Raw genomic sequence first — 25717 nt, 5'->3', positions numbered from 1 at the left:
GTGTTCATGTCGACCGTCGAGCTCGTGCGCAGCGCGCGCTCCGCCGGCCTGGATTGGTCGGCGGTCATAGGGCTACGTCCTGCGATCTTCGAGAAGGACGAACAGATCGACCCGGCTATCAGCACGGTGGAGATGTCGGCGCACGGCATGGATGGCATCCGCCAGATCGACGATGATGTCCTGTCACGGGACGCCGTGCAGAACGCGGATGTCGTGATCACCTTGATCGCGCAGAGCGACATCGCCATGAGCCGGTCGTCGCTCCGTCGCCGAGTGACCTGGGTGCCTTTCGTGCGCGGCCTTCCGTGGCCGGGGCGCGGAGAGGCGTCCCTGCCGGTGCGTACAGTGAAGAGATTGCTGGAGACGCGAGCACTGCGCGCGGCACCCGAAGTATGGGCGACGACCCCGCGGCTCGCCGAAGATATCCGGTCCGCCGCCCAGGCGGTCCTGGTACCAGCGGGCGTCGCGGCGCTGGATAGGAATACATTCGGACCCGAGGATCCGCGATTCATCTGGGCTGGTCGACTTACCCGGGACAAGGACCCGCTGCTGTTCGTGGAGGCGATGCGGGAAGTCGACGCGACAGGCGTCATGTACGGCACCGGGCCCCTCGAGGAGACCGTCATCGCCGCCCTGCCCTCCAACGTGACCTATCGGGGCTGGGCGCGCGCGGCCGATATCTGGCGTGAGCCGGGTGGGATCTTCGTGGGTACGTCGGTTCGCGAGGCGTTCGGTCGAAGCGCCGTCGAGGCCGCATTCGCGGGGAAGCCCACGCTCATCGGGTCCCGGTATGGGTGCGCCGATCTCCTTGTACAGGGCGGAGCGATGTCGGACGTACTCGTGGTGCAGTCCCGAGACCCCCACGCCTGGACGAATCGGATGAACGACCTGACATCGGATGCGGCTCTTCGGGCCACCGCATCGGACCATGTCCGGGCGAACGCCGAGGGGCTGACCATCGAGCGCTCGGTCGAAATGATCCTCCGTCGTCTTGAGAACCTCGCGGGCTCCGCTCGGTAGCTCTACCCGCAGGCGATATTCGAGATTGGCTGGCCACTGCCCGGCTTGTTCGAGCACCCGACCCGGTTCCCCACGTTCTCGCGGACAGCGACGAGGGGGCGGGTCGAATCGGGCGAGGTCGCCCGGTTGCCGACGAAGACGTTGCTCTTCCCCCAGTCCGGCTGAGGGGCATAGTCGATGTTGGCGGCGAAGGCGGATGACGGGGAGTTGGTTCCCACGTTGTCGCGAACCAGCCACCCATTGCCTTTGACGAAGATCAGGGACGTCACGCCGGCGGCGCGAAGTCCTGCGCCGTCAAGGGTGTTGGCGATGATCACGCCGTTCTTGGATCCCTGCTTCACCTCGATGGGATCCGCCGTCGTGTTCTTGATGGTGTTGCGGACGATGAAGTTCCCGTCGCTGGCGTCAGGCTGGCAGTTCGTGTACTCACACCACCTCGCCGGACTCGTTCCGACGTAGATGCCTTCTCCGTACTCCGCCTCGACCTTTCCCGTGCCGTCGATCGAGTTCCATCCGATGCGCGAATTGGTCGTGTTGTAGCGCAGCTTGATCGCTTCTTGCCCGGTGTTCGAGATGCGGAGGTCGGACACGGTGACGCGAGTGCTTCCAGAGAGGGCGACCGCCTGTGTGGCGTTTCGGATGGTCATGCCGGTCAGGATCACGTCGTGAACGCCCTCAAGGTGCACGGCGAAGCCCGCAGACGTGGAGCCGCGCGTGAGGATCGTGTCAGAGCTGCCGCAGATCCAGATGGGCGAGCTCAGCGTTCCGGAGCGCTGCATGAGGAAGTAACCCTGGTAGGTGCCGGGTGCGAGGCGGATCACCCCGCCAGGGTTGGCGGTCTGGAGGGCCGACTGCAGTTCGGTCGCCGTGCGAACCGTCGTGGCCCCCGTGGTCGGGCACTGTGACGACCGGCTCATCGAGCCGGGGGTGGCACCCCGCGTGATGGTCGGCTGTGATGCCCCGATGGAGCGATTACCGCTCCAATCGACCGACTCGACCCGGTACTGGTAATTCCCGTTGTACGGTGCCTCGATGTCGATGTAGCTACGTTTCGACGGGTCGGCACTACCGACGATGGCCCACTGCCCGCCCGGCGTACGCCGTGAGATGTCGAACCGGCGCATGTCCTGTTGCTCCGGCGCGCTCCAGCTCAGCTGACTACCCAAACGGTTGTCCGACCCGGTGAGGTTGGTGACGCTGGTGGGGGCGATCTTGTCGAGAACGTCGAAGCCGTCGAGGAGGATGTCGCTGGTGGGGGAGGAGGCGTTCTTCTTGCCGATTCTCTCGATGCGGATCGTGTGATTGCCCGCGGAGAGGTTGGTGGTCTCGTAGACGGTCTGCTGATACTGGGTGCTGACGCTGTAGAGGTCGACCGTGGCGACGGGCTGATTGTCGATGTAGACCTGCGCGATTCCGAAGTACGGGCCTGTGCGTGCGAGCCATCGAACGCCGGTGGAGTTGAAGGTCAGTTGGGCCCAGTCTCCGGTCGTGCGCGTTCTGACGACGTCGCCGCCGTAGTCTCGGGTGTCGGCGCCGAGGGTCTCCCACGTGCCGGAGTACTGCACCTCGGGGGATTTGTTGTCATACCGCCCCGATGCGGCCACGCGTCCCAGGGGGGCGTTGAAGTTCACCGTCGACGGAGATGACTGATTACCGCTGGTGTCCACCGCCCGGACGGTGTAAACGATGTTCGTACCCGGAGTGACATTCGCATCCGTGTAGTTGGTCGTCCCCTTCTCGATGTCCAAGAGGTCCTGGGATGACGAGTCGCCGACCTTCTTCGAGATCGAATAATGCGAGAGATCGCCCTCCGTGTTCGCCGCCCATGAGAGATCCACGACGCTGGACCTGCTCGCGGCCGTGAGGTTGGTGACGCTGGTGGGGGCGATCTTGTCGAGAACGTCGAAGCCGTCGAGGAGGATGTCGCTGGTGGGGGAGGAGGCGTTCTTCTTGCCGATTCTCTCGATGCGGATCGTGTGATTGCCCGCGGAGAGGTTGGTGGTCTCGTAGACGGTCTGCTGATACTGGGTGCTGACGCTGTAGAGGTCGACCGTGGCGACGGGCTGATTGTCGATGTAGACCTGCGCGATTCCGAAGTACGGGCCTGTGCGTGCGAGCCATCGAACGCCGGTGGAGTTGAAGGTCAGTTGGGCCCAGTCTCCGGTCGTGCGCGTTCTGACGACGTCGCCGCCGTAGTCTCGGGTGTCGGCGCCGAGGGTCTCCCACGTGCCGGAGTACCGCACCTCGGGCGCCTTGTTGTCATAACGCCCGGAAGGGGCGGGCTGGTCAGCCGCCGCAACCGCCGCGGTCTGTGCTGTCGCCTCGCTGGCTTGTGGGGCGATGAACCCCAGTGCCAGCGCAAAAGCTGCGACTACAGCCGTAGTCCTCGACATGTCCGCCCCCCAATTCGCGGTCGCGCCGTCTACCAAAGCTCGAGCGGGCGAATCCGGATTTCCCAGGCCTCACGGTGCTCGAGCCCCGATTTGAGCAATCAGTCTGTCAGATGATGACGGCGTGTCGACCCATGCTGCGCATCTCACCCTGCGCGAGATCGGCTACCGAGGGGCAGGAACGTCGACGCCCCGCCGGCGGGGATCCACTGATTCCACGTTCCAGAGTGCTCCGGGAGTCGTCCTCACCGCCGACACGTGGTGTGCCGCGGCGACGTGTATCGTCAGCGGGGATCGGTGAGCGTCGCTGCCGTGGCGAGGAATGCCGCCACACGCGCCGCGGCGGGAGCCAGCTCGTCGAATGACTGCGCGAAAACGTCGTCGTTACGGCGGTAGGGATCTATGATGTCGAATGCTTCAGGGGAAGGCGGCGGAGGGACAGTGCCGCGCAACGCCGCTGCGAGCGCCACGGCCGCTCGCATCCCATCTTCCACCGTCGATGCCCCCGATGACGGAATGATGGTCGAGAGTTCCGGTTCGACGACGTCTGCGATACGGGCCAACTCGCGGAGAGTGAAAGCTCGACGCATCGCCCCGGGCAATGATTCGACGATGAGGCGCCGGTGATCCCGGGACATTCCGACGATCAGATCGGCCTCTCGGATCATTGCTAGATCGATTTGACGCGCCCGGTGGGCGGATGCGTCGATGCCGACGGTACGAGCCAGACGCTGGGCCGGCTGTGGGACGTCGTGACCGACGAGTGCCCCTGTTCCAGCGCTCTCCACGCAAACATCAGGGAACCTCGCCAACCGCTCGGCCAGAATGAGCTCGGCAACCGGCGATCGGCAGATGTTACCTGTGCACACCGAGAGGATGGAGAAAGTCATTTTTCTGCCTTGCTACCCCGGCGCGATCGTCGTTCGCCCCTGCTAGAAGTACCGGCGTCCTGCGGGGCGCTGTACGAGTAGGCGCCGTAGCCGTAGCTGTCGGGCCCCTTCGACGGCAGCATCGTGACGATGACTCCGAACAGGCGGCTTCCGATGGCGCTCAGCTTGTCGACCGCGGCGGTGAGCTGCGGCTTTTTCGTCGTTCCCGACGCGGCGACCATCAGCACGCCGCTTGTGAAGCGCGAGATCACGGCCGCGTCGGTGACAAGCAGCAGGGGAGGGGCGTCGACGAGAACGTAGTCGAACGCTTCCGAAAGGGCCTCCAGGGTCCGTTGCATCGCCTGGCTGCCGAGCAACTCAGAGGGGTTGGGGGGCGTCCGTCCCGACGGGAGGACAAAAAGCTTTCCCGCACCCCACTGCTGGAGTACGTCGACGAGCTCCGCGCGTCCGATTAGGACGTCGGTCAAGCCGACGCCTCCCTCGATTCCCATGTAGTCGGCCACGCGCGGCAGCCGCAGGTCGCCGTCGACGAGAGCGACGCGCGCCCCGGTCTCGGCCAGCGCGATCGCCAGGTTGGCGGTGGTCGTGGACTTGCCCTCGCCCGGCCCGGCACTTGACACCACGAATGAGCGTGAAGACCCGTCCACGTCGATGAACTGAAGGTTGGTCCGGAGGCTGCGGAACGACTCGGCTCGGGGGTTTCGTGGATCGGCGTGCACGATCAGCGGACGCTTCTTCGCCTCAGGATCCAGGGCAATCCCTCCGAGAACCGGCGAATCCGTGGCGGCCTCAATATCGTGCAGAGAATGGATGCGCGTGTCCAGAATGGACCGCAGAATAGCGAAGCCCAGCCCGAGCACGAGACCCAGCAGGACGCCCAACGCGACATTCAGCGGGATATGCGGAGACGCCGGTGCAGTCGGCACAAGGGCCGGAGCGATCGTCTCCACGCGCACCAGGCTCGGAGTGTCGCCGTTGGGCTTCTCTAGGCGATTCACCACCACATCAGCGAAGTTGGTGCCGACTGAGTTCGCGATGGCCGCCGCCGACTCGGGGCTCGTGTCGGTGACGCGTATCGAGATGATGACCGAGTTCGTCGCAGAGGACGCACTGATGGACTTGGCGAGATCCTGGGCGGTCGTGTCGAGGTTCAAGTCGTCGATCACGCGGTCGAGTACGACAGCGCTGTTCACGACGTCAACGAAGCTGATTACGGCCTGGCGCGCGAAGTTCGTCCCCTGAGCCAGCTCGCTCACTCCCGAGCTGTCGCTCCGGACAGATACGTAGAGCTGCGTGTCTGCCTGGTACGTGGGCGTCTGCAGTAGTGAGTACCCATAGGCGCCGGCGCCGCCGAGAATGGTCAGTGCAAGGATGAAGATCCAATTGCCGTGCAGGATCCGGAGATAATCGCGCAGTTCCAAGCCTCGTCCATTCGCCTGACGTTTAGGTGAGTGGGTGCCCGGCGGATACGCAGGATTTCTGCGGCTATTGTTGCCCGAGATAATCCGCGCCGTACTCGGCGCCCCCTCGACTACCCTACGACATCCGCAGAACGGCGCCGGAGATGCGCCGGGGAGACGCCATGAACGATCTCAGAAAGCTCGTCGGATCCTCGACCGAATCGGATCTCAATGCGCGTTCGGCGGCACAGGCGCCGACGAACACGGCTGCTTTGCGCGACCTCGTGGGAGCCTCGGACGCCGTGTCGGATGACGCGCGAATCGCGTCTGAATCCTCGCAGTTGCGTGCCCTCGTCGGAGAGCGCACGTTCGATTCTTCGACGTCCCGCTCGCAGAAGCTCACTGATCTGACCGGAGTTCCTGCGTCGGCGCCGGCTCCCGGCTCCCCCATCGCGCTGTCCGTGCCGATAGGCGGTTCTCGCCCCGCGTCGTCCCCGGACCCGCGCGCCACGCTGTCGACGCTCGTTGGTGCGGGCGGCGAGTCCGCCAAGGATGTCGGGTGGCAGGCGCCCGAGCTCGCCCAGGTCGGCAAGCGCCCGATCTTTAACGGGCGCCGGAAGGCCGGAGCCGTAAACTATCTCAGCCTTGCTGCCGCCGTCCTCGCGGTCGTGGCGATCGTCGGAACCGCGTCCTTCGCCGTGGTGCAGCGCGCAACGGCGAATCCCGCCGATGACGCGATGGTGAGCCTTCGTGAGCGCGAGGCGGAACTGGCGAATGACACGAAGGTCCTGCAGACGGCGGCCGATCTCTATGACGCGTCGGTGCGGGAGGCCACGTCGCTGGCCCAGAACAGCGAGTCCGTTCTCGCGGCGCTCGAAGGCCGCGTGGATGGGACTGCTCTGGCGGAAGCACAAGCCGCACGGGGGACGCTTCTTCAGGTGGCAGCCATGGCGGTTGCCGTATCCGTCCCTGAATATCAGCGCGCATCGATCGACGAGGAGTCGCTCGCCGACGTGGGCAAGGCGATTGACGGCGTGCGCCTCGCGCGCGAGTCGCTCCCCACGTTGATCACCGATGCACGCGACGCGCGGTCTCAGGTCAGCGGGGCGGTGTCGGCGTTTCGCACGGAGCTCTCGGACCTCGGTTCAGCGATCGAGTCCGAGGCCAACAAGCTGGTCGTCGAGAACGACTCCGCGGCGCAGAGCTTCCGCGCGGCGGTCACCGACGCGGCGGGACGCGTGACGGCGGCCCAGCAGGCCGGTGGAGACGGTCTCGCGGAGATGCCGGTCTACGCCGCGGCGGTCGATGCGCTGCGTGCCGAGAACCAGCGCGTTTTGCGTCTAGAAGATGAGATCCGAAACTCCACCCCTGTCGTCCCCGCGCCGCGCAACCCCGGTACTGGCGGGTCGAATTCAGGAGGGTCGTCCAACTCCGGTAGCGAGAACACTGGAGGGGGGTCCAGTGGCGACTCGAATGGGGGTTCTGACGCAGGTTCCGGTGGGAACACAGGCGGAGGTAACACCGGCGGCGGTACCGGCGACGGTTCCGGAAACGGCTCAGGCGAGGGTAGCGACGGTGGCTCTGGAGGCGGATCCGGTGGCGACTCTGACGGAGGTTCCGGTGAAACTCCATCCGAGCCCGCCCCCATCCCGACCTCGACGGTGGCTCCGTGAGCGGGGACCTTGAGCGGCGGGATCGCCGCCAGAGAGCCGAGAAGTCAGCCGGCTCTGGACGCCAGCTTGCCGCCACCATCGCCGGCTGGACCGTCGGAGCCCTCGGCTTCGCTGTCTTTGGTGCGGCCGCCATCGCGCTTGCTTTCGTTCATCAGGCTGGTGTCGTGCGCACGGACCTCCTGGGGGCGCAGACGAAACTCTCTTTCGTTCCGCAGATCGTCGCCAACCGCGATATCGCAGGGCTGAACCAGGTTTCGGGTGAGGTGCTCGAGCAGACGAATCGGGCGGATGCCAATTCGTCCGGACCTCTCTGGGACTTGGCGTCCTCCTTCCCCCTCGTGAAGGACAACACCCAGGCGGTCCAGGAGCTGACCGCGATGACGCGCGACCTGACCGGCCGGGCCCTCCCGCCGACGGTCGCCCTCCTCTCGGCATCCGACTTCTCGTCCCTCGCCGTGGAAGGTGGGGGGATCAACCTCGAGCCCTTCCGCCAAGCGGAGGGTGCGCTTCCGGAGATCACCAGCGCCTTCACCGACGCCAAGGTGGTCACCGACGGCATCGACCGCACGAACCTCCTGCCGATCGTCACCGAGCCGCTCGATCAGGTCGCCCAGATCGTCGACCAGGCCGCCCCTTCGCTGACCCTCGTCCAGAAATACCTCCCCTCGCTGCTCGCGGCGGCGGGCGGGGACGGGCCGAAGACGTACCTCGTGGTGTTCCAGAACAACGCCGAGATCCGTGCGACAGGGGGAAATCCGGCCGCCTCCAGCGTCATGGTCGTCGACGACGGGCGGATCGAGCTCAAAGAGCAGTCCGACTCGATGGCCTTCTACGCCGCGGGTCAGGCGGGCCGCTCCGTACTCGACCTTCCCGAGAGCACGCTCGCTCTGTATCCCGACACGTTCACGCGGTACTCGCAGGACTACACCTTCAGCCCCGACTTCCCGACCACCGCCCGCCTGTTCGAGTCGCTGTGGAACCGCACCGATGGTTCGCAGTTCGACGGCGTGATGTCGATCGACCCGGTGGTCCTCGCGCACATGCTCGAAGTCCTCGGGCCGGTGGACCTGCCGTCCGGAGAGCAGATCACCTCGGACAACGCGGTCAAGTTGCTTCTGAGCGACGCGTATCAGCGGTACGGTGATGCCGGTGACAACGGGCGGTCGTCGGACGAGTTCTTCGCCACGGTCTCGTCGACGGTGTTCTCGCGCCTGGCCGGCGGCCAGTGGAACCCCATCGCGATGTTCGACCAGCTGACCCGCAGCGCGCAGGAGCAGCGGATCAATCTGTGGTTCCGAGACGAGCAGGCGCAGTCTCTCGTCTCGGAAGTCGGTCTCGACGGCGGCCTCCGCGCCGACAATGCCGCCTCCACGCAGGTGGGGATCTACTTCAACGACTTCTCGATCGGCAAGCTGGAGTACCACTTGGCAACCGAGGTCTTCGCGACGTGCAACGCCGCAGACCGAACGGTGAACATGTCGGTGAATATGCGGAACAGCATCACCGACGACATCACTAATGCCTACACCTTGGGCTTCCGCAACAGCGATTACGGCCTGCCGCCCCGGACGATGATGCTGAACGCATTATTCTTCGCTCCGCCGGGGGCGACCATCACCGCCCTGGACCCCGCGGATGGCGACATCCCGTCGCTGTCGCGCAGTGGAAGCGAGAACGGCAACTCCGGTGAAAGTCGCATGGTGACACTCGGACAGGGGGAGTCCCGGACGGTCTCCTATACGGTGCAGCTGCCCGCGGGCCCGCTGGGGCCCCTGGACATTCGTCACACGCCGACCGCCTCGGACACGCCGGTCACGGTCGACGCTTCATGCGATCCCTTCGTGGCGGGCTTCTCGAGCTGATCCGCACCGCGTCCCGGCGGCGAGACCCTTTTTTTTCGCGCGGCATTCGGCCCACAATGAACCCCACCCCGTCGGCATCCTGCCGACACCGATCCTCGAGGGAGATGCACATGGGTGGAGTGGACGACATCATCGCGAAGGGCAAGAAGCTCCTCGACGAGAACCGCGACAAGATCGAAGAGGCGCTCAAGAGCGAGAAGGCCGAAGAAGTCAGCGACAAGATCCTCGACGGTGCGGCCGACGCCATCAAGAAGGTCGTTCCGACCGAACAGCACGGCAAGGTCGACGAGGTTCGCCAGAACGTGGACAAGCACATCGGCAACGTCTGATCGTCTGCCCTGCACCGGCGCCGTCCCCGCGAGTCGGGGGCGGCGCCGCGGTGTTCGGGCGCGGCATCCTGAGCATCCGCCGAGCGCGACACGCCCGGGTTTGCGGCGCGTGCCGGGGGTCCGTAGACTAGACCAGTTCCACATTCCGGCGTGCGCTCGGCGCGCGCCAGGATCACTGTCTCGGCAGTGCACAGGCGGCGCGGAAGCGCAGGGTCCTGGGCCGCGGGCAGCAGAACACCACACCGAACCCCTCATCCTTCACGGGATTCGCACGCGTGCGTGCGCGGGGCGGGCCGGATGCCACGACGTGGCGTGCGGTTTGACAGCTGAACAGCGGTGCAGCATCTCTCGCGAAAGCGAGGGGAAGTGCCAGGGTGCGTCAGCACCACCGTGCGTCCAATGCCCCAGGTCGGGTAAGACGCTGAAAGAGAGAGAGCAGACAATGGCGGGACAGAAGATCCGCATTCGCCTGAAGTCGTACGACCACGCCGGGCTCGACTCGTCGGCGCGCAAGATCGTCGACACCGTGACCCGTGCCGGCGCCACCGTGGTGGGCCCGGTTCCCCTTCCGACCGAGAAGAACGTCGTGTGCGTCATCCGGTCGCCCCACAAGTACAAGGACAGCCGCGAGCACTTCGAGATGCGCACCCACAAGCGCCTCATCGACATCATCGACCCGACGCCCAAGGCCGTCGACTCGCTGATGCGTCTCGACCTCCCGGCCGATGTCAACATCGAGATCAAGCTCTGAGGTTCGACATGGCTGACATCAACTCCAAGATCTCCAAGGGCCTCCTCGGCACCAAGCTCGGCATGACCCAGGTGTGGGACGAGAACGGCAAGCTCGTTCCCGTCACCGTCATCGAGGTCGCCCCGAACGTCGTGACCCAGCTGCGCTCGCTCGAGAAGGACGGCTACAACGCCGTTCAGATCGGCTACGGCCAGATCGACCCCCGCAAGGTGAACAAGCCCCTCACGGCTCACTTCGACGCCGCCGGTGTCACCCCGCGCCGCCACCTCACCGAGGTGCGCACCGCGGATGCCGCCGACTACGCGCTGGGCCAGGAGCTCACCGTCGACGGCCTCTTCGAGGCCGGCCAGCTGGTCGACGTCGTCGGCACCAGCAAGGGCAAGGGCACCGCCGGTGTCATGAAGCGTCACAACTTCAAGGGCGTCTCCGCTTCGCACGGTGCGCACCGCAACCACCGCAAGCCCGGTTCGATCGGCGCGTCGTCGACCCCGAGCCGCGTCTTCAAGGGCATGCGCATGGCCGGCCGTATGGGTGGCGAGCGCGTGACCGTCCTCAACCTCACGGTGCACGCCGTCGACGCCGAGAAGGGCCTGATGCTCGTCAAGGGCGCCGTCCCCGGTGCTCGTGGCCGCATCGTCTACGTCCGCAACGCAGTGAAGGGTGCCTGATCATGGCTGACTCGACTCTCGCGCTCGACGTCCTGAAGGCCGACGGCAAGAAGGCCGGCTCCGTGGAGCTGCCCGCCGCCATCTTCGACGTCAAGACGAACATCCCCCTCATCCACCAGGTCGTCGTGGCGCAGCGCGCCGCGGCTCGCCAGGGCACGCACTCGACCAAGCGTCGTGGCGAGGTCTCGGGTGCCGGCCGCAAGCCCTTCAAGCAGAAGGGCACGGGTAACGCCCGTCAGGGCTCGATCCGCGCGCCGCACATGACCGGTGGTGGCATCGTCCACGGCCCGAAGCCCCGCGACTACGGCCAGCGCACCCCCAAGAAGATGATCGCCGCCGCCCTCCTGGGCGCGCTCAGCGACCGTGCTCGTGGGCAGCGTCTGCACATCGTCGACAGCTTCGGCATCGAGGGTGCTCCCTCGACCAAGGCCGCCGCGACCGCGCTGACCGCCCTGGGTGCCGTCAAGAACGTCCTCGTGGTCATCGACCGCGACGACGAGCTGACGATCAAGAGCGTGCGCAACCTCGCGTACGTCCACGTGCTGACCTTCGGCCAGCTGAACGCCTACGACGTGCTCGTCTCCGACGACATCGTCTTCACCAAGGCCGCCTACGACGCGTTCGTCGCGTCGAAGAGCGCTGCCACCGAGGAGGTCTCGGCATGACCACCGTCAATAAGGACCCGCGCGACATCATCCTGAAGCCGGTCGTCTCCGAGAAGAGCTACTCGCTCATCGACGAGGGCAAGTACACCTTCCTGGTGGACCCCCGTGCGTCGAAGACCGAGATCAAGCTCGCGATCGAGAAGATCTTCGGCGTCAAGGTGGCCTCGGTCAACACGCTGAACCGTCAGGGCAAGGCCCGTCGGACCCGCTTCGGCATCGGCAAGCGCAAGGACACCAAGCGTGCCATCGTCACGCTGAAGTCCGGCACCATCGACATCTTCACGTCTGTCGGCTGACGGTCGGGATAGAGGACAACAACAATGGCTATTCGCAAGTACAAGCCCACGACCCCCGGTCGCCGCGGCTCGTCGGTGGCCGACTTCGCCGAGATCACCCGATCGACGCCCGAGAAGTCGCTGCTGCGCCCGCTGTCGAAGACCGGTGGCCGTAACAACCAGGGCCGCATCACCACGCGTCACATCGGTGGTGGCCACAAGCGTCAGTACCGTCTGATCGACTTCCGTCGTAACGACAAGGACGGCATCGACGCCAAGGTCGCGCACATCGAGTACGACCCCAACCGCACCGCGCGCATCGCGCTGCTGCACTACGCCGACGGTGAGAAGCGCTACATCCTCGCCCCGGCGAAGCTGGTGCAGGGCGACGTCGTCGAGTCGGGTGCCGGCGCCGACATCAAGCCCGGCAACAACCTGCCGCTGCGCAACATCCCCACCGGTACCGTGATCCACGCGATCGAGCTGCGTCCCGGCGGCGGAGCGAAGATGGCCCGTTCGGCCGGCGCCTCGGTGCGTCTGGTCGCGAAGGACGGCCCCTACGCGCAGCTGCGTCTGCCCTCCGGCGAGATCCGCAACGTCGACGTGCGCTGCCGCGCCACGATCGGTGAGGTCGGCAACGCCGAGCAGTCGAACATCAACTGGGGCAAGGCCGGCCGCATGCGCTGGAAGGGCGTCCGCCCGACCGTGCGTGGTGTCGCCATGAACCCGGTCGACCACCCGCACGGTGGTGGTGAGGGTAAGACCTCCGGTGGTCGTCACCCTGTTTCGCCGTGGGGCAAGGCCGAGGGCCGCACCCGCCACGCGAACAAGGAGAGCGACAAGCTCATCGTCCGCCGTCGCACCGCCGGCAAGAAGCGCAAGTAGGAGTAGAGGAAGATGCCTCGCAGCCTTAAGAAGGGCCCCTTCGTCGACGAGCACCTGCTTCGCAAGGTCGTCTCGCAGAACGAAGCCGGTTCCAAGAACGTCATCAAGACCTGGTCGCGCCGTTCGATGATCATCCCCGCCATGCTGGGACACACCATCGCCGTGCACGACGGTCGCAAGCACATCCCCGTGTTCGTGACCGAGACCATGGTCGGCCACAAGCTGGGCGAGTTCTCGCCCACCCGCACCTTCCGCGGCCACGTGAAGGACGACAAGAAGGGCCGTCGCCGCTAAGGCGACCGAGGAGGAGAGAGAAATGGTGGAGTCCATCGCACGTGTGCGACACATCCGCGTGACCCCTCAGAAGGCTCGTCGTGTCGTCGCGCTCATCAAGGGAAAGCAGGCCGAAGAGGCCCTCGCCATCCTGAAGTTCGCGCCGCAGGGCGCGAGCGAGCCGATCTACAAGCTCGTCGCCTCGGCGATCGCGAACGCTCGCGTCACCGCCGACAAGACGAACGAATACCTGGATGACGCCGACCTGTACGTGAAGAACGCGTACGTCGACGAGGGCACGACGCTGAAGCGTTTCCAGCCCCGCGCTCAGGGTCGCGCCTTCCAGATCAAGAAGCGCACGAGCCACATCACGGTCGTGCTCGCGACGCCCGAGGCCGCTGAGGCAGCCCCGGCTCGCGCCAACAAGAAGGCGAGCAAGTAATGGGACAGAAGGTCAACCCGTACGGCTTCCGCCTCGGCATCACCACCGACCACGTGTCGCGGTGGTTCTCGGACTCGACGAAGCCCGGTCAGCGTTACGCCGACTACCTCGCCGAGGACATCAAGATCCGTCGCCTGCTGACCACCTCGCTCGACCGCGCCGGTGTCAGCAACATCGAGATCGAGCGCACGCGTGACCGCGTCCGCGTCGACATCCACACCGCCCGTCCGGGCATCGTGATCGGTCGCCGCGGCGCCGAGGCCGAGCGCATCCGCGCCGACCTCGAGAAGCTCACCGGCAAGCAGATCCAGCTGAACATCCTCGAGGTCAAGAACCCCGAGGCCGACGCTCAGCTGGTCGCGCAGGGTGTCGCCGAGCAGCTCTCTGCTCGCGTGGCGTTCCGTCGCGCGATGCGCAAGGGTCTGCAGGGCGCGCAGCGCGCCGGCGCCAAGGGTGTCCGCATCCAGGTGTCGGGCCGCCTCGGCGGCGCCGAGATGAGCCGCTCCGAGTTCTACCGCGAAGGCCGTGTGCCCCTGCACACCCTGCGCGCGAACATCGACTACGGCTTCTACGAGGCCAAGACGACCTTCGGCCGCATCGGCGTGAAGGTCTGGATCTACAAGGGCGACCTCACCAACAAGGAGCTCGCCCGCGAGCAGGCCAACGCACCCAAGTCGCGCGGTCGTGACGACCGCGGTGGCGACCGTCGTCGTGGCCCGCGCAACGAGGCCCCCGTGGCAGAAGGAGCGTCGGCGTAATGCTCATCCCCCGCAAGGTCAAGTACCGCAAGCAGCACCACCCCGGTCGCTCGGGCCAGGCCACTGGTGGCACCTCGGTGTCGTTCGGTGAGTTCGGCATCCAGGCTCTGACCCCCGCCTACGTGACCAACCGTCAGATCGAGTCCGCTCGTATCGCCATGACGCGTCACATCAAGCGTGGTGGAAAGGTGTGGATCAACATCTACCCCGACCGTCCGCTCACCAAGAAGCCGGCTGAAACCCGCATGGGTTCCGGTAAGGGTTCCCCCGAGTGGTGGGTTGCCAACGTCAAGCCGGGCCGCGTCCTCTTCGAGGTCGCGGGTGTCAACGAGGAACTCGCTCGTGAAGCACTGACCCGAGCCATCCACAAGCTGCCGCTGAAGGCACGCATCATCAAGCGCGAGGAGGGCGACGCGTAATGGCGATCGGCACCAAGCAGCTCGCCCCGAGCGAGCTCGACACGTTCGAAGACCAGCGCCTCGTCGAGGAGCTGCGCAAGGCCAAGGAAGAGCTGTTCAACCTGCGCTTCCAGTCGGCCACCGGCCAGCTCGAGAGCCACGGTCGCATCCGTGCAGTCAAGCGCGACATCGCGCGTCTGTACACGGTGATCCGTGAGCGCGAGCTCGGCATCCGCGCCACCCCGGCTCCGGTCGAGGCTCCGGCGAAGGCGAAGAAGAGCAAGGCGAAGAAGGCGGATGCCGCTGACGACGCCACGAAGGAAGAGGCGGAGTAATGGCTACCGCGAAGAAGGCCGAGGCGCAGGTCGCCGGCCACGAGCACGCCGAGAACGACGTTCGCGACGAGAACGCCCGCGGTTACCGCAAGGCGCGTCGTGGCTACGTCGTCAGCGACAAGATGGACAAGACGATCGTCGTCGAGGTCGAGGACCGCGTGAAGCACCCGCTCTACGGCAAGGTCATCCGCCGCACCTCCAAGGTCAAGGCGCACGACGAGACCAACTCGGCGGGCATCGGCGACCTGGTCGTCATCAACGAGACCCGTCCGCTCAGCGCCACCAAGCGCTGGCGCCTGGTCGAGATCCTCGAGAAGGCCAAGTAAGCCTCGCGGCTTGCTTGGAACCCAAGGAGTAAAAAGTGATTCAGAACGAATCCCGGCTGAAGGTCGCCGACAACACCGGCGCCAAGGAGCTGCTCACGATCCGCGTGCTCGGCGGCTCCAACCGTCGCTACGCCGGCCTCGGTGACGTCATCGTCGCCACGGTCAAGGACGCGATCCCCGGTGGAAACGTCAAGAAGGGCGACGTGGTCAAGGCCGTCGTCGTCCGCGTCGTGAAGCAGACCCGCCGTCCCGACGGCTCGTACATCAAGTTCGACGAGAACGCCGCCGTGATCCTGAAGAACGACGGGGAGCCCCGCGGCACCCGTATCTTCGGACCGGTCGGTCGTGAGCTTCGTGACAAGAAGTTCATGAAGATCGTCTCGCTCGCCCCGGAGGTCATCTGATCATGGCGAAAATCAAGAAGGGCGACCTGGTTCAGGTCATCTCGGGCGCAAAGCCCGAGCGCGGCGGAGACCGCGGTAAGCAGGGCAAGGTCCTCGAGGTCCTGTCCGAGCAGAACCGCGTCATCGTCGAGGGCGTGAACTACGTCACCAAGCACAACCGCGTGGGCCAGTCCCAGCGCGGCACCAAGACCGGTGGCATCGAGACGTTCGAGGCCCCGATCCACATCTCCAACGTCGCGCTCGTCGACCCCTCGACCAAGAAGCCGACCCGTGTCGGCCACCGTGTCGAGGAGCAGGTGAAGGACGGCGTCAAGCGCACCGTCCGTGTGCGCTACGCGAAGAAGTCAGGCAAGGACCTCTGAACATGAGCACCGTGACTGCCGCGGAGACTGGCAAGATCCAGCCCCGCCTCAAGCAGAAGTACAACGCCGAGATCAAGAAGGCGCTGCAGGACGAGTTCGGCTACGAGAACGTCATGCAGATCCCCGGCCTGGTCAAGGTCGTCGTGAACACCGGTGTCGGCGAGGCCGCTCGTGACAGCAAGGTGATCGATGGTGCGGTCGACGACCTCACCAAGATCACCGGTCAGAAGCCCGTCGTCACCAAGGCCCGCAAGTCCATCGCGCAGTTCAAGCTGCGTGAGGGCCAGGCCATCGGCGCGCACGTCACCCTCCGTGGCGACCGCGCGTGGGAGTTCATCGACCGCCTCGTCAACCTCGCCCTGCCCCGCATCCGCGACTTCCGCGGTCTGTCGGCCAAGCAGTTCGACGGCAACGGCAACTACACCTTCGGTCTTCAGGAGCAGTCCGTGTTCCACGAGATCGATCAGGACCGCATCGACCGCGTGCGTGGTTTCGACATCACCATCGTCACCACCGCCAAGACCGACGACGAAGGCCGTTCGCTGCTCCGCCAGCTCGGGTTCCCCTTCCAGTCGGCCGACCAGCAGGCCTGACCCCTCGGGCCCCCGGGTTTCCGGGGGCCCGTCATCGAAGGTCGGCTGTCGTGTAACGGCAGCCGAAACCTCATGAAAGAAAGAAGCAACACATGACGATGACAGACCCGGTCGCAGACATGCTGACCCGTCTGCGCAACGCGAACTCGGCGCACCACGACTCCGTGTCGATGCCGAGCTCGAAGCTCAAGACGAACATCGCCGCCATCCTCAAGCAGGAGGGTTACATCGCCGACTGGAGCGTCGAAGACGCGCGTGTCGGCCAGACCCTCAACATGACGCTGAAGTACGGCCCGAACCGCGAGCGGTCGATCGCCGGCATCAAGCGCGTCTCCAAGCCCGGCCTTCGCGTGTACGCGAAGTCGACCGAGGTCCCCACGGTCCTCGGCGGACTCGGCGTCGCCATCCTGTCCACCTCCTCCGGTCTCCTCACCGACCGTCAGGCCGAGCAGAAGGGCGTCGGCGGGGAAGTCCTCGCCTACGTGTGGTGATCTGACATGTCGCGTATTGGACGTCTTCCCATCGACATCCCCGCCGGCGTCACCGTTTCGGTGAACGGCCGGGAGGTCAACGTCAAGGGCCCCAAGGGCGAGCTCGCGCTCACCGTTGCGCAGCCCCTCGAGGTGTCGGTCGAGGAGAACCAGGTTCTCGTCACCCGCCCCGACGATGAGCGCGAGTCGCGGTCGCTCCACGGCCTGACCCGCACCCTCATCAACAACAACATCATCGGTGTCACCCAGGGCTACTCCAAGGGCCTCGAGGTCGTCGGCACGGGTTACCGCGTGGCGCAGAAGGGCAGCTCGATCGAGTTCGCCCTCGGCTTCTCGCACCCCGTCCTGATCGACCCGCCCGCGGGCATCACCCTCACGGTCGAAGGCAACAACAAGGTCACCGTGAGCGGCATCGACAAGCAGGCCGTCGGCGAGGCCGCCGCCAACATCCGCAAGATCCGCAAGCCCGAGCCGTACAAGGGCAAGGGTGTGCGGTACGCGGGCGAGGTCGTGCGCCGCAAGGCCGGAAAGAGTGGTAAGTGACCATGGCTGTCAAGACAAAGTCTGTCGCTCGTGCTCGTCGTCACGCGCGCCTTCGCAAGAAGGTCGTCGGCACCGAGCTGCGCCCCCGCCTCGTCGTGACGCGTTCGGCGCGCCACGTGTTCGTCCAGGTCGTGGACGACAGCAAGGGCCACACGGTGGCCTCCGCCTCGACCCTCGAGACCGACCTGCGCGGTTTCGACGGTGACAAGACCGCCAAGGCCCGCAAGGTCGGCGAGCTCGTCGCCGAGCGTGCCAAGGCCGTGGGCGTCTCCGACGTCGTGTTCGACCGTGGCGGCAACCGCTACGCCGGACGCGTCGCGGCGATCGCCGACGGAGCTCGCGAAGGAGGGCTGAACCTGTGAGTGACAACAAGGAGACCGAAGTGACCGAGCAGACTGCACCGGCTGAGGGTGCGGCTGCGGCTCAGGCCCCCGCCGAGCGCGAGCGCGAGCCCCGTCGCGGTGGTCGCGAGCGCAACACCAACCAGCGCGACCGTGGTTCGCGCGACCGCAACGAGAGCCAGTTCCTCGAGCGCGTCGTCACCATCAACCGCGTCTCGAAGGTCGTCAAGGGCGGCCGTCGCTTCAGCTTCACGGCGCTCGTCGTCGTGGGTGACGGCAACGGCGTCGTGGGTGTCGGCTACGGCAAGGCCCGCGAAGTCCCCCTCGCGATCTCGAAGGGTGTCGAAGAGGCCAAGCGCAACTTCTTCCGCGTCCCCCGCTCGGGCTCGACCATCCCGCACCCCGTCCAGGGTGAGGCCGCTGCCGGTGTGGTGCTCCTGCGCCCCGCCGCCGCCGGTACCGGTGTTATCGCCGGTGGTCCCGTCCGCGCCGTCCTCGAGTGCGCCGGCATCCACGACGTCCTCTCGAAGTCGCTCGGTTCGTCGAACACGATCAACATCGTGCACGCGACCGTCGAGGCTCTGAAGTCGCTCGAGGAGCCCCGCGCCGTGGCCGCCCGCCGTGGCCTGGAGTTCGACCAGGTCGCCCCGGCCCGCCTCGTGCGCGCCGAGGCCGCCGCTCAGAAGGTAGGTGCCTGATGGCCGAGCGTCTGAAGGTCACGCAGATCAAGTCCAAGGTGAGCGAGAAGCAGAACCAGCGTGACACGCTGCGCTCGCTCGGTCTCAAGCGGATCGGCGACTCGGTCGTCCGTCCCGACGACGCGCAGACGCGCGGCTACGTCAAGACCGTCGCCCACCTCGTCAAGGTTGAGGAGATCGACTAATGGCTGCCAAGAAGGACGAGACCGCCACGGTCGACGCCCCGAAGAAGTCGACGGCCGGTAAGACGGCCGCCAAGAAGGAAGCCCCCGCGGCCCGTCCCGGCGTGCTGAAGGTCCACCACCTGCGTCCCGTCCCGGGCGCTCACACCGCGAAGACCCGTGTCGGTCGCGGTGAGGGCTCGAAGGGTAAGACGGCCGGTCGCGGTACCAAGGGAACCAAGGCCCGTTACCAGGTCAAGGTCGGCTTCGAGGGTGGGCAGATGCCGCTGCACATGCGCACCCCGAAGCTCCGCGGCTTCAAGAACCCGTTCCGCGTCGAGTACCAGGTCGTGAACCTGGAGAAGCTCGCCGAGCTCTACCCGCAGGGCGGCGACGTCACCGTCGCCGACCTCGTGGCCAAGGGCGCCGTCCGCAAGAACGAGAAGGTCAAGGTGCTCGGCACCGGCGACATCTCGGTCGCGCTGACCGTTTCGGTCGACAAGGTCTCCGGCTCCGCTGAGCAGAAGATCGTCGCCGCCGGCGGCTCCGTCAACTGACGCCCGACCCAGAAGGGGCCGGCGGCCTTACGGCCGTCGGCCCCTTCTGGGTTAGTCTGATTTGGTGTGCGCCCCGTCGCGCGCCGAGATCGTTCTGGAGGATTCTCCCTTGTTCAGCGCCATCGCGCGGGTTTTCCGCACGCCCGACCTGAGGCGGAAGATCGCCTTCACGCTGGGCATCATCGCCATCTACCGGCTGGGTGCCCACGTGCCGACGCCCTTCGTCGACTTCCCCAACGTTCAGCAGTGTCTGAACCAGTCGGGCGGCACCGAGGGCCTGCTCTCGCTGGTGAACCTGTTCTCCGGCGGGGCGCTGCTGCAGCTGTCGATCTTCGCGCTGGGCGTGATGCCGTACATCACGGCGACGATCATCGTGCAGCTGCTGCGCGTCGTCATCCCCCACTTCGAGACGCTGTACAAAGAGGGTCAGGCCGGACAGGCCAAGCTCACGCAGTACACGCGCTACCTCACGATCGCGCTGGCGCTGCTGCAGTCCACGACGCTGGTCACCGTCGCCCGCTCGGGCCAGCTCTTCGGCTCGGCCGGCGTGCCCGAGTGCCAGCAGCTGCTCACCAACGACATCTGGTGGGCGCAGCTGCTCATGATCATCACGATGACCGCCGGTACCGGCCTGGTCATGTGGTTCGCCGAGCTCGTCACCGAGCGCGGCGTCGGCAACGGCATGTCGATCCTCATCTTCACCTCGATCGCCGCCACCTTCCCCGGCGCGATGATCTCGATCCTCAACGCCCGCGGCGTGGAGGTCTTCCTCCTCGTCCTCGCCGTCAGCGTCGTCATCGTCGGCCTCGTCGTCTTCGTCGAGCAGTCGCAGCGCCGCATCCCCGTGCAGTACGCCAAGCGCATGGTCGGCCGACGTACCTACGGCGGCACGAACACCTACATCCCGATCAAGGTCAACATGGCCGGCGTCGTGCCCGTCATCTTCGCCTCGTCGCTGCTGTACATCCCCGCGCTGATCGCGCAGTTCAACCAGCCGCAGGCGGGCCAGGAGCCGCAGCCGTGGGTCACGTGGATCTCGCAGTACCTCACGCGCGGCGACCACCCGCTGTACATGCTGATCTACTTCCTGCTGATCATCGGCTTCGCGTACTTCTACGTCGCGATCACGTTCAACCCGGTCGACGTCGCCGACAACATGAAGAAGTACGGCGGCTTCATCCCCGGCATCCGTGCGGGCCGTCCCACGGCGGAGTACCTCGACTACGTGCTCACGCGCATCACTCTGCCGGGCTCCATCTACCTCGGCCTCATCGCGCTGCTGCCCCTCGTGGCGCTCGCGACGGTCGGTGCCAACCAGAACTTCCCGTTCGGCGGCGCCTCGATCCTCATCATCGTGGGTGTCGGTCTCGAGACGGTGAAGCAGATCGACGCGCAACTCCAGCAGCGTCACTACGAAGGGCTGCTGCGATGACCGCGCGTCTTCTGATCGTCGGACCCCAGGGTTCCGGAAAAGGAACGCAGGGCGTCCGTGTCGGCGAAGCCCTCGGCATCCCCGTCGTCTCGACGGGTGACGTCTTCCGCGCCAACGTCAAGGACGGCACGGAGCTCGGCCTGCAGGTCAAGTCGATCATCGACGGCGGCGACCTCGTCCCCGACGAGCTCACGAGCGCCGTCGTGCGCGATCGTCTCGCCCAGCCGGATGCCGCGGACGGATTCCTGCTCGACGGGTACCCCCGCAACCTCGCGCAGGTGCTGCACCTCGACGAGTTCCTCGAGGGGCGCGACGACTCCCTCGACGCCGTCATCGCTCTGGTCGTCCCGCGCGAGGAGTCGCTGTCGCGCCTGACCGCGCGCGCGGCCGAACAGGGGCGCGCCGACGACACCGAGGAAGCGATCGCGACGCGCCTGGGGATCTACGAGCGGGAGACCGCCCCGATCCTCGACGTCTACGGCACGCGCGGCATCGTCGACGAGATCGACGGCGTCGGCAGCCTCGACGAGGTCACGGCCCGCATCTTCGCGGCGCTCGACGCGCGCGGCATCTCGGCTAGCTGACGTGGGACTGCGTTCCTCGATCTACAAGAAGCCGGCCCAGCTGCGCTCGATGGTTGAGCCCGGGCTGATCACCGCCGACGCGCTCGAAGCCGTCCGCCGTCTCATCGAACCCGGCATGACCACCCTCCAGCTCGACGCGGAGGCCGCGCGGGTCATCGGCAGCCGCGGGGCGAAGTCGAACTTCCAGATGGTGCGCGGATACCGGCACACGATCTGCGCGTCCGTCAACGAGCAGGTGGTGCACGGCATCCCGAACGACCGCGCGCTGCGCTCCGGCGACATCCTCTCGATCGACGCGGGCGCCGAGTTCCAGGGATGGAACGGCGATTCGGCGTTCACGGTGATCGTGCCCGGGGAGGCGCCCGAAGAGGTCGTCGCCCCTCGCCGTCGCCTGTCGGAGGTCACCGAAGGCTCGCTGTGGGCGGGTATCGCCGCCCTCAGTCGCGCGACCCATCTCGGTGAGGTGGGTGCCGCGATCCAGGCGTACATCGAGCAGCACGCGCCCGACGGCGGGTACGGCATCCTCCGCGACTATGTGGGGCACGGCATCGGACGCAAGATGCACGAGTCGCCGAGCATCTTCAACTACGCGGTCGACGATCGCGGTCCGGAAGTCCGCCCCGGCCTGGCCGTGGCGATCGAGCCCATGGTCGTCATCGGAGATCAGCAGACGCTGGTCGAAGACGACGGGTGGACGGTGTCGACTGTCGACGGCACAGACGGCTCCCACTGGGAACATAGTGTCGCCGTGCATGATGGGGGAATCTGGGTCCTCACCGCTCACGACGGCGGTGCCGAGAAACTGGCGCCGTTCGGCGTGGTGCCGAAGGAGATCGACTGATGATGATGGCGGCTGTCCGCAAGTCCACGAACTGGTTCGCGATCGGCATCACGGCGGCTGTCGTCGTCGTCGTGCTGATCATCGGGGGAGTGGTCTTCTTCGCCAACAGTCAGGCGACCTCGCCGGGGACGCTGCCGCAGTCGTCGGCGGTCGACACCGAGACCGGAGCGATCTCGGTCGGCTCGGGCGAGAAGACAGTCGACACCTACGTCGACTTCATGTGCCCGGTGTGCAACTCCTTCGAGCAGGCCTACGGACCCACCCTGCAGCAGCTCGCGGATGACAGCACGATCACGCTGAAGATCCACCCCATCGCCATCCTCGACCGCCTGTCGCAGGGGACGCAGTACTCGACCCGTGCGGCGAACGCCGCCTACTGCGTCGCCGTCGACGACGCGGCGAACATCCCCGCCTTCGTGAAGGCGATGTACGCCCAGCAGCCCAAGGAGAACACCTCGGGCCTCGACGACGCCACGCTGGCCTCCATCGCGACCACCGCCGGAGCCTCGGATGCCGTGACCTCGTGCATCAACGACGGCACCTACACGAAGTTCGTCACCGCGATGACGCAGAAGACGCCGGTCCAGCCCGGTCAGAGCGGGGTCGCCACCCCGACCATCGCGGTGAACGGCACCGTCCTGTCGAACCAGAACGACCTGTCCGGCGACCCGCAGAAGGACATCGTCGCCCGGCTCAACGGGTGAGGCGTTCCCCGGCGAGTTGCCGGGGGGAGCATTACCACGTATGCTTGATCTTTGGTGCGTTGCGCCTTCATTGGCGTGTCGAAGCACCGAATCCCCATCCACCGCAGACCGGCCGGTCTGCAACTGAGCGTGAGCGAGTTTATGGCGAAGAAAGACGGTGTCATCGAGATCGAGGGCACGGTGTCCGAGGCACTGCCCAACGCGATGTTCCGTGTCGAACTGACGAACGGTCACAAGGTGCTCGCCACCATTTCGGGCAAGATGCGGCAGAACTACATCCGCATCATCCCGGAGGACCGCGTCGTCGTCGAACTGAGCCCCTACGACCTCACCCGCGGTCGTATCGTCTACCGCTACCGCTGAGCCCGGCCGAGAAGTAACGAGCCGCCCAGCGGTCTCGAAGACAGCGAAACAGGAACATCATGAAGGTCAACCCCTCCGTCAAGCCCATCTGCGACCACTGCAAGGTGATCCGTCGCCACGGGCGCGTGATGGTGATCTGCAAGAGCAACCCGCGCCACAAGCAGCGCCAGGGCTGAGCTTCCAGCTCGACACCTTTCCAACTGAATACACACCGGCAGGATCAGATCCCACCCGCGCGAGCGGGCGGGGGACACCTCGGGGCGGAGGCCCGAGCACCGATCCTGCTCCACACCTCCACGACACTCTGAGGAGAGCCGCATGGCACGTCTCGCCGGCGTCGACATCCCGCGCGACAAGCGCGTGGTGATCGCACTTACTTACATCTACGGCGTGGGTCGCACCCGCTCCGTCGAGATCCTGAACGCCACTGGCATCAGCCAGGAGATCCGCGTCAAGGACCTCACCGACGACCAGCTGGTCGCGCTCCGCGACCACATCGAAGGCACCTACAAGGTGGAGGGTGACCTCCGTCGCGAGGTCGCCGCCGACATCCGCCGCAAGGTCGAGATCGGTTCCTACGAGGGCCTGCGCCACCGCCGCGGCCTCCCGGTGCGCGGTCAGCGCACGAAGACGAACGCGCGTACCCGCAAGGGTCCCAAGCGCACCGTCGCCGGCAAGAAGAAGGCGCGCTAAGCCGCGGGCTGAGCGTCAGGATTCAGGAGAACGCACATGGCACAGGCCAAGTCCGCCGCGCGCAAGCCGCGCCGCAAAGAGAAGAAGAACATCGCCGTGGGTCAGGCCCACATCAAGTCGACGTTCAACAACACCATCGTTTCGATCACGGACCCCTCGGGCGCCGTCATCAGCTGGGCCTCGTCCGGCGGTGTCGGGTTCAAGGGCTCCCGCAAGTCGACGCCGTACGCCGCCGGCATGGCCGCGGAGTCGGCCGCTCGCCAGGCGCAGGAGCACGGCGTCAAGAAGGTCGACGTCTTCGTGAAGGGTCCGGGTTCGGGTCGTGAGACCGCGATCCGCTCGCTGACCGCTGCCGGTCTCGAGGTCGGCTCGATCCAGGACGTGACGCCGCAGGCCCACAACGGCTGCCGTCCGCCCAAGCGCCGCCGCGTCTGACGCGACCGTTCCCGGGGAGTGCTCGTCACTCCCCGGGAACGCCGCGCTCGCGCGCGACTCAGACTTCCGGATGCCGAGAACCCGCCGTCGCGGTCGACCGGCATCCCGCGAGTACAACTCAACACCTCACCCCACTACACGTGTCATATAGCGGGCACGTGATCGAAAGGAACACATAGTGCTCATCGCACAGCGTCCCACTCTGACCGAGGAGAAGATCGGGGAGTTCCGCAGCCGTTTCATCATCGAGCCGCTCGAGCCCGGCTTCGGTTACACGATCGGCAACGCGCTGCGCCGCAGCCTCCTCTCGTCGATCCCCGGCGCGGCCGTCACGAGCATCCGCATCGACGGCGTCCTGCACGAGTTCAGCACCATCCCGGGCGTGAAGGAAGACGTCACCGAGATCATCCTGAACATCAAGCAGCTGGTCGTCTCGAGCGAGCGCGACGAGCCCATCACGGCGTACCTGCGCAAGACCGGCGCCGGTGAGGTCACCGCCGCCGACATCTCCGCTCCGGCGGGTGTCGAGGTGCACAACCCCGAGCTGGTCATCGCGACGCTCAACGACACCGCCAAGTTCGAGCTCGAGCTGACGATCGAGCGCGGCCGCGGCTACGTCTCGGCGACGCAGAACCGCAACGAGTACGCCGAGGCCGGTCAGATCCCGATCGACTCGATCTACTCGCCCGTGCTCAAGGTCAGCTACCGCGTCGACGCCACCCGTGCCGGTGAGCGCACCGACTTCGACAAGCTCGTCCTCGACGTCGAGTCCAAGGCCTCCATCGCCCCGCGCGACGCCGTGGCCTCGGCCGGCCGCACCCTCACCGAGCTGTTCGGTCTCGCCCGCGAGCTGAACGTCGAGGCCGAGGGCATCGAGATCGGCCCCGCGCCGGTCGAGACCGTCCTCTCGAACGAGCTGTCGATGCCGATCGAAGACCTCGACCTCTCGGTCCGCTCGTACAACTGCCTCAAGCGCGAGGGCATCAACACCGTTTCGGAGCTGGTCGCCCTTTCGGAGACGCAGCTGATGAACATCCGCAACTTCGGTCAGAAATCGGTCGACGAGGTGCGCGACAAGCTCACTTCCCTCGGCCTTTCGCTCAAGGACTCGGTGCCCGGCTTCGACGGCGCCCAGTTCTACAGCGGCTACGACGAAGAGACCGTCTGACCCCGTC

At 66.2% G+C, this 25717-nt stretch carries 36 protein-coding genes; 33 read left to right on the top strand and 3 right to left on the bottom strand.

From position 1 onward, the window contains the following. Positions 1–6 precede the first annotated feature (6 nt). Complete coding sequence (locus FB047_RS04140) at positions 7–1020, top strand: glycosyltransferase (RefSeq protein ID WP_167494143.1); 1014 nt, start codon at positions 7–9, stop codon at positions 1018–1020. A gap of 2 nt (positions 1021–1022) precedes the next feature. Here FB047_RS04140 and FB047_RS04135 read toward each other — a convergent pair whose 3' ends face one another. From FB047_RS04135 to FB047_RS04125, 3 genes are all read right to left on the bottom strand, one after another. Then, on the bottom strand, positions 1023–3413 hold the full coding sequence (locus FB047_RS04135) for a right-handed parallel beta-helix repeat-containing protein (protein WP_136585953.1): 2391 nt from the start codon (positions 3411–3413) through the stop codon (positions 1023–1025). A gap of 281 nt (positions 3414–3694) precedes the next feature. Further along, a complete protein-coding gene (locus FB047_RS04130; protein ID WP_136585952.1) occupies positions 3695–4300 on the bottom strand; it encodes an arsenate reductase/protein-tyrosine-phosphatase family protein in 606 nt (201 codons plus the stop codon). Further along, complete coding sequence (locus FB047_RS04125; protein WP_136585951.1) at positions 4297–5721, bottom strand: tyrosine-protein kinase domain-containing protein; 1425 nt, start codon at positions 5719–5721, stop codon at positions 4297–4299. The genes FB047_RS04130 and FB047_RS04125 overlap by 4 nt, the downstream gene beginning before the upstream one ends. 161 nt (positions 5722–5882) lie before the next feature. Here FB047_RS04125 and FB047_RS04120 point away from each other — a divergent pair, with 161 nt between their 5' ends. From FB047_RS04120 to FB047_RS03965, 32 genes are all read left to right on the top strand, one after another. Then, positions 5883–7373 (top strand): hypothetical protein, encoded by a 1491-nt coding sequence (locus tag FB047_RS04120; protein ID WP_136585950.1) that lies wholly within the window; start codon positions 5883–5885, stop codon positions 7371–7373. 164 nt (positions 7374–7537) lie between these two features. After that, on the top strand, positions 7538–9235 hold the full coding sequence (locus FB047_RS04115; RefSeq protein ID WP_136585949.1) for a DUF4012 domain-containing protein: 1698 nt from the start codon (positions 7538–7540) through the stop codon (positions 9233–9235). 110 nt (positions 9236–9345) lie between these two features. Then, positions 9346–9564, top strand: a complete 219-nt coding sequence (locus tag FB047_RS04110; RefSeq protein ID WP_136585948.1) for a hypothetical protein — start codon at positions 9346–9348, stop codon at positions 9562–9564. Positions 9565–10006: 442 nt separating this feature from the next. Further along, entirely contained in the window at positions 10007–10315 is a 309-nt protein-coding gene (rpsJ, locus tag FB047_RS04105; protein WP_013584016.1) for a 30S ribosomal protein S10, read from the top strand. A gap of 8 nt (positions 10316–10323) precedes the next feature. Beyond that, positions 10324–10983, top strand: coding sequence for a 50S ribosomal protein L3 (gene rplC / locus FB047_RS04100; RefSeq protein ID WP_056226244.1), 660 nt, complete (start codon positions 10324–10326; stop codon positions 10981–10983). A 2-nt stretch (positions 10984–10985) separates the two neighbouring features. Continuing rightward, complete coding sequence (rplD, locus tag FB047_RS04095; RefSeq protein WP_136585947.1) at positions 10986–11648, top strand: 50S ribosomal protein L4; 663 nt, start codon at positions 10986–10988, stop codon at positions 11646–11648. Continuing rightward, on the top strand, positions 11645–11944 hold the full coding sequence (gene rplW / locus FB047_RS04090) for a 50S ribosomal protein L23 (RefSeq protein ID WP_136585946.1): 300 nt from the start codon (positions 11645–11647) through the stop codon (positions 11942–11944). Before rplD ends, rplW begins: the two co-directional genes overlap by 4 nt. Positions 11945–11968: 24 nt before the next feature. Continuing rightward, complete coding sequence (gene rplB, locus FB047_RS04085; protein ID WP_136585945.1) at positions 11969–12808, top strand: 50S ribosomal protein L2; 840 nt, start codon at positions 11969–11971, stop codon at positions 12806–12808. A gap of 12 nt (positions 12809–12820) precedes the next feature. Next, positions 12821–13102: a 30S ribosomal protein S19 gene (gene rpsS / locus FB047_RS04080; RefSeq protein WP_013584011.1), complete on the top strand. Its 282-nt coding sequence runs from the start codon at positions 12821–12823 to the stop codon at positions 13100–13102. A gap of 22 nt (positions 13103–13124) precedes the next feature. Then, positions 13125–13523 carry a 50S ribosomal protein L22 gene (gene rplV, locus FB047_RS04075; protein ID WP_136585944.1) on the top strand — a complete coding sequence of 133 codons (399 nt, stop codon included), beginning with the start codon at positions 13125–13127 and terminating at the stop codon, positions 13521–13523. Further along, on the top strand, positions 13523–14281 hold the full coding sequence (rpsC, locus tag FB047_RS04070; protein ID WP_058230882.1) for a 30S ribosomal protein S3: 759 nt from the start codon (positions 13523–13525) through the stop codon (positions 14279–14281). The genes rplV and rpsC overlap by 1 nt, the downstream gene beginning before the upstream one ends. Further along, positions 14281–14700 (top strand): 50S ribosomal protein L16, encoded by a 420-nt coding sequence (rplP, locus tag FB047_RS04065; RefSeq protein WP_136585943.1) that lies wholly within the window; start codon positions 14281–14283, stop codon positions 14698–14700. Before rpsC ends, rplP begins: the two co-directional genes overlap by 1 nt. Further along, the gene (rpmC, locus tag FB047_RS17335) at positions 14700–15014 is read left to right on the top strand and encodes a 50S ribosomal protein L29 (RefSeq protein WP_136585942.1); all 315 of its coding nucleotides are present in this window, start codon (positions 14700–14702) and stop codon (positions 15012–15014) included. Before rplP ends, rpmC begins: the two co-directional genes overlap by 1 nt. Then, positions 15014–15340 (top strand): 30S ribosomal protein S17, encoded by a 327-nt coding sequence (rpsQ, locus tag FB047_RS04055; protein WP_076673706.1) that lies wholly within the window; start codon positions 15014–15016, stop codon positions 15338–15340. Before rpmC ends, rpsQ begins: the two co-directional genes overlap by 1 nt. A gap of 35 nt (positions 15341–15375) precedes the next feature. Next, entirely contained in the window at positions 15376–15744 is a 369-nt protein-coding gene (gene rplN, locus FB047_RS04050) for a 50S ribosomal protein L14 (protein WP_013584005.1), read from the top strand. A gap of 2 nt (positions 15745–15746) precedes the next feature. Further along, entirely contained in the window at positions 15747–16106 is a 360-nt protein-coding gene (rplX, locus tag FB047_RS04045) for a 50S ribosomal protein L24 (protein WP_076673708.1), read from the top strand. A gap of 2 nt (positions 16107–16108) precedes the next feature. Next, positions 16109–16699 carry a 50S ribosomal protein L5 gene (rplE, locus tag FB047_RS04040; RefSeq protein ID WP_076673711.1) on the top strand — a complete coding sequence of 197 codons (591 nt, stop codon included), beginning with the start codon at positions 16109–16111 and terminating at the stop codon, positions 16697–16699. A 92-nt stretch (positions 16700–16791) separates the two neighbouring features. Next, on the top strand, positions 16792–17190 hold the full coding sequence (rpsH, locus tag FB047_RS04035; RefSeq protein ID WP_013584002.1) for a 30S ribosomal protein S8: 399 nt from the start codon (positions 16792–16794) through the stop codon (positions 17188–17190). Positions 17191–17196: 6 nt separating this feature from the next. Further along, entirely contained in the window at positions 17197–17733 is a 537-nt protein-coding gene (gene rplF / locus FB047_RS04030) for a 50S ribosomal protein L6 (RefSeq protein ID WP_136585941.1), read from the top strand. A gap of 2 nt (positions 17734–17735) precedes the next feature. Then, positions 17736–18095, top strand: coding sequence for a 50S ribosomal protein L18 (gene rplR, locus FB047_RS04025; RefSeq protein ID WP_043361012.1), 360 nt, complete (start codon positions 17736–17738; stop codon positions 18093–18095). After that, complete coding sequence (rpsE, locus tag FB047_RS04020; protein ID WP_056226274.1) at positions 18092–18772, top strand: 30S ribosomal protein S5; 681 nt, start codon at positions 18092–18094, stop codon at positions 18770–18772. The genes rplR and rpsE overlap by 4 nt, the downstream gene beginning before the upstream one ends. Further along, positions 18772–18957, top strand: a complete 186-nt coding sequence (gene rpmD / locus FB047_RS04015) for a 50S ribosomal protein L30 (protein ID WP_013583998.1) — start codon at positions 18772–18774, stop codon at positions 18955–18957. Before rpsE ends, rpmD begins: the two co-directional genes overlap by 1 nt. Continuing rightward, positions 18957–19490: a 50S ribosomal protein L15 gene (gene rplO, locus FB047_RS04010; RefSeq protein ID WP_136585940.1), complete on the top strand. Its 534-nt coding sequence runs from the start codon at positions 18957–18959 to the stop codon at positions 19488–19490. The genes rpmD and rplO overlap by 1 nt, the downstream gene beginning before the upstream one ends. 109 nt (positions 19491–19599) lie before the next feature. Further along, a complete protein-coding gene (secY, locus tag FB047_RS04005; protein WP_136585939.1) occupies positions 19600–20922 on the top strand; it encodes a preprotein translocase subunit SecY in 1323 nt (440 codons plus the stop codon). After that, positions 20919–21506: an adenylate kinase gene (locus tag FB047_RS04000; RefSeq protein WP_136585938.1), complete on the top strand. Its 588-nt coding sequence runs from the start codon at positions 20919–20921 to the stop codon at positions 21504–21506. The genes secY and FB047_RS04000 overlap by 4 nt, the downstream gene beginning before the upstream one ends. A 1-nt stretch (position 21507) precedes the next feature. After that, the gene (map, locus tag FB047_RS03995; protein ID WP_136585937.1) at positions 21508–22347 is read left to right on the top strand and encodes a type I methionyl aminopeptidase; all 840 of its coding nucleotides are present in this window, start codon (positions 21508–21510) and stop codon (positions 22345–22347) included. After that, positions 22347–23051 (top strand): DsbA family protein, encoded by a 705-nt coding sequence (locus FB047_RS03990; protein WP_205822656.1) that lies wholly within the window; start codon positions 22347–22349, stop codon positions 23049–23051. The genes map and FB047_RS03990 overlap by 1 nt, the downstream gene beginning before the upstream one ends. A 141-nt stretch (positions 23052–23192) precedes the next feature. Continuing rightward, the gene (gene infA / locus FB047_RS03985; RefSeq protein ID WP_013583992.1) at positions 23193–23414 is read left to right on the top strand and encodes a translation initiation factor IF-1; all 222 of its coding nucleotides are present in this window, start codon (positions 23193–23195) and stop codon (positions 23412–23414) included. Positions 23415–23473: 59 nt separating this feature from the next. Further along, a complete protein-coding gene (rpmJ, locus tag FB047_RS03980) occupies positions 23474–23590 on the top strand; it encodes a 50S ribosomal protein L36 (RefSeq protein ID WP_005050492.1) in 117 nt (38 codons plus the stop codon). 142 nt (positions 23591–23732) lie between these two features. Next, positions 23733–24107: a 30S ribosomal protein S13 gene (gene rpsM, locus FB047_RS03975; RefSeq protein WP_076673723.1), complete on the top strand. Its 375-nt coding sequence runs from the start codon at positions 23733–23735 to the stop codon at positions 24105–24107. Between the two features lie 36 nt (positions 24108–24143). Then, positions 24144–24542 carry a 30S ribosomal protein S11 gene (gene rpsK / locus FB047_RS03970; RefSeq protein ID WP_013583990.1) on the top strand — a complete coding sequence of 133 codons (399 nt, stop codon included), beginning with the start codon at positions 24144–24146 and terminating at the stop codon, positions 24540–24542. Positions 24543–24720: 178 nt separating this feature from the next. Continuing rightward, entirely contained in the window at positions 24721–25710 is a 990-nt protein-coding gene (locus FB047_RS03965) for a DNA-directed RNA polymerase subunit alpha (RefSeq protein ID WP_076673725.1), read from the top strand. Positions 25711–25717 lie beyond the last annotated feature (7 nt).

The sequence above is a fragment of the Microbacterium hydrothermale genome (genome assembly GCF_004854025.1).
GTDB lineage: Bacteria > Actinomycetota > Actinomycetes > Actinomycetales > Microbacteriaceae > Microbacterium > Microbacterium hydrothermale.
The sequence above is the reverse complement of the archived record's forward strand: the minus strand, read 5'-3'. Positions and strand labels throughout refer to the sequence as shown.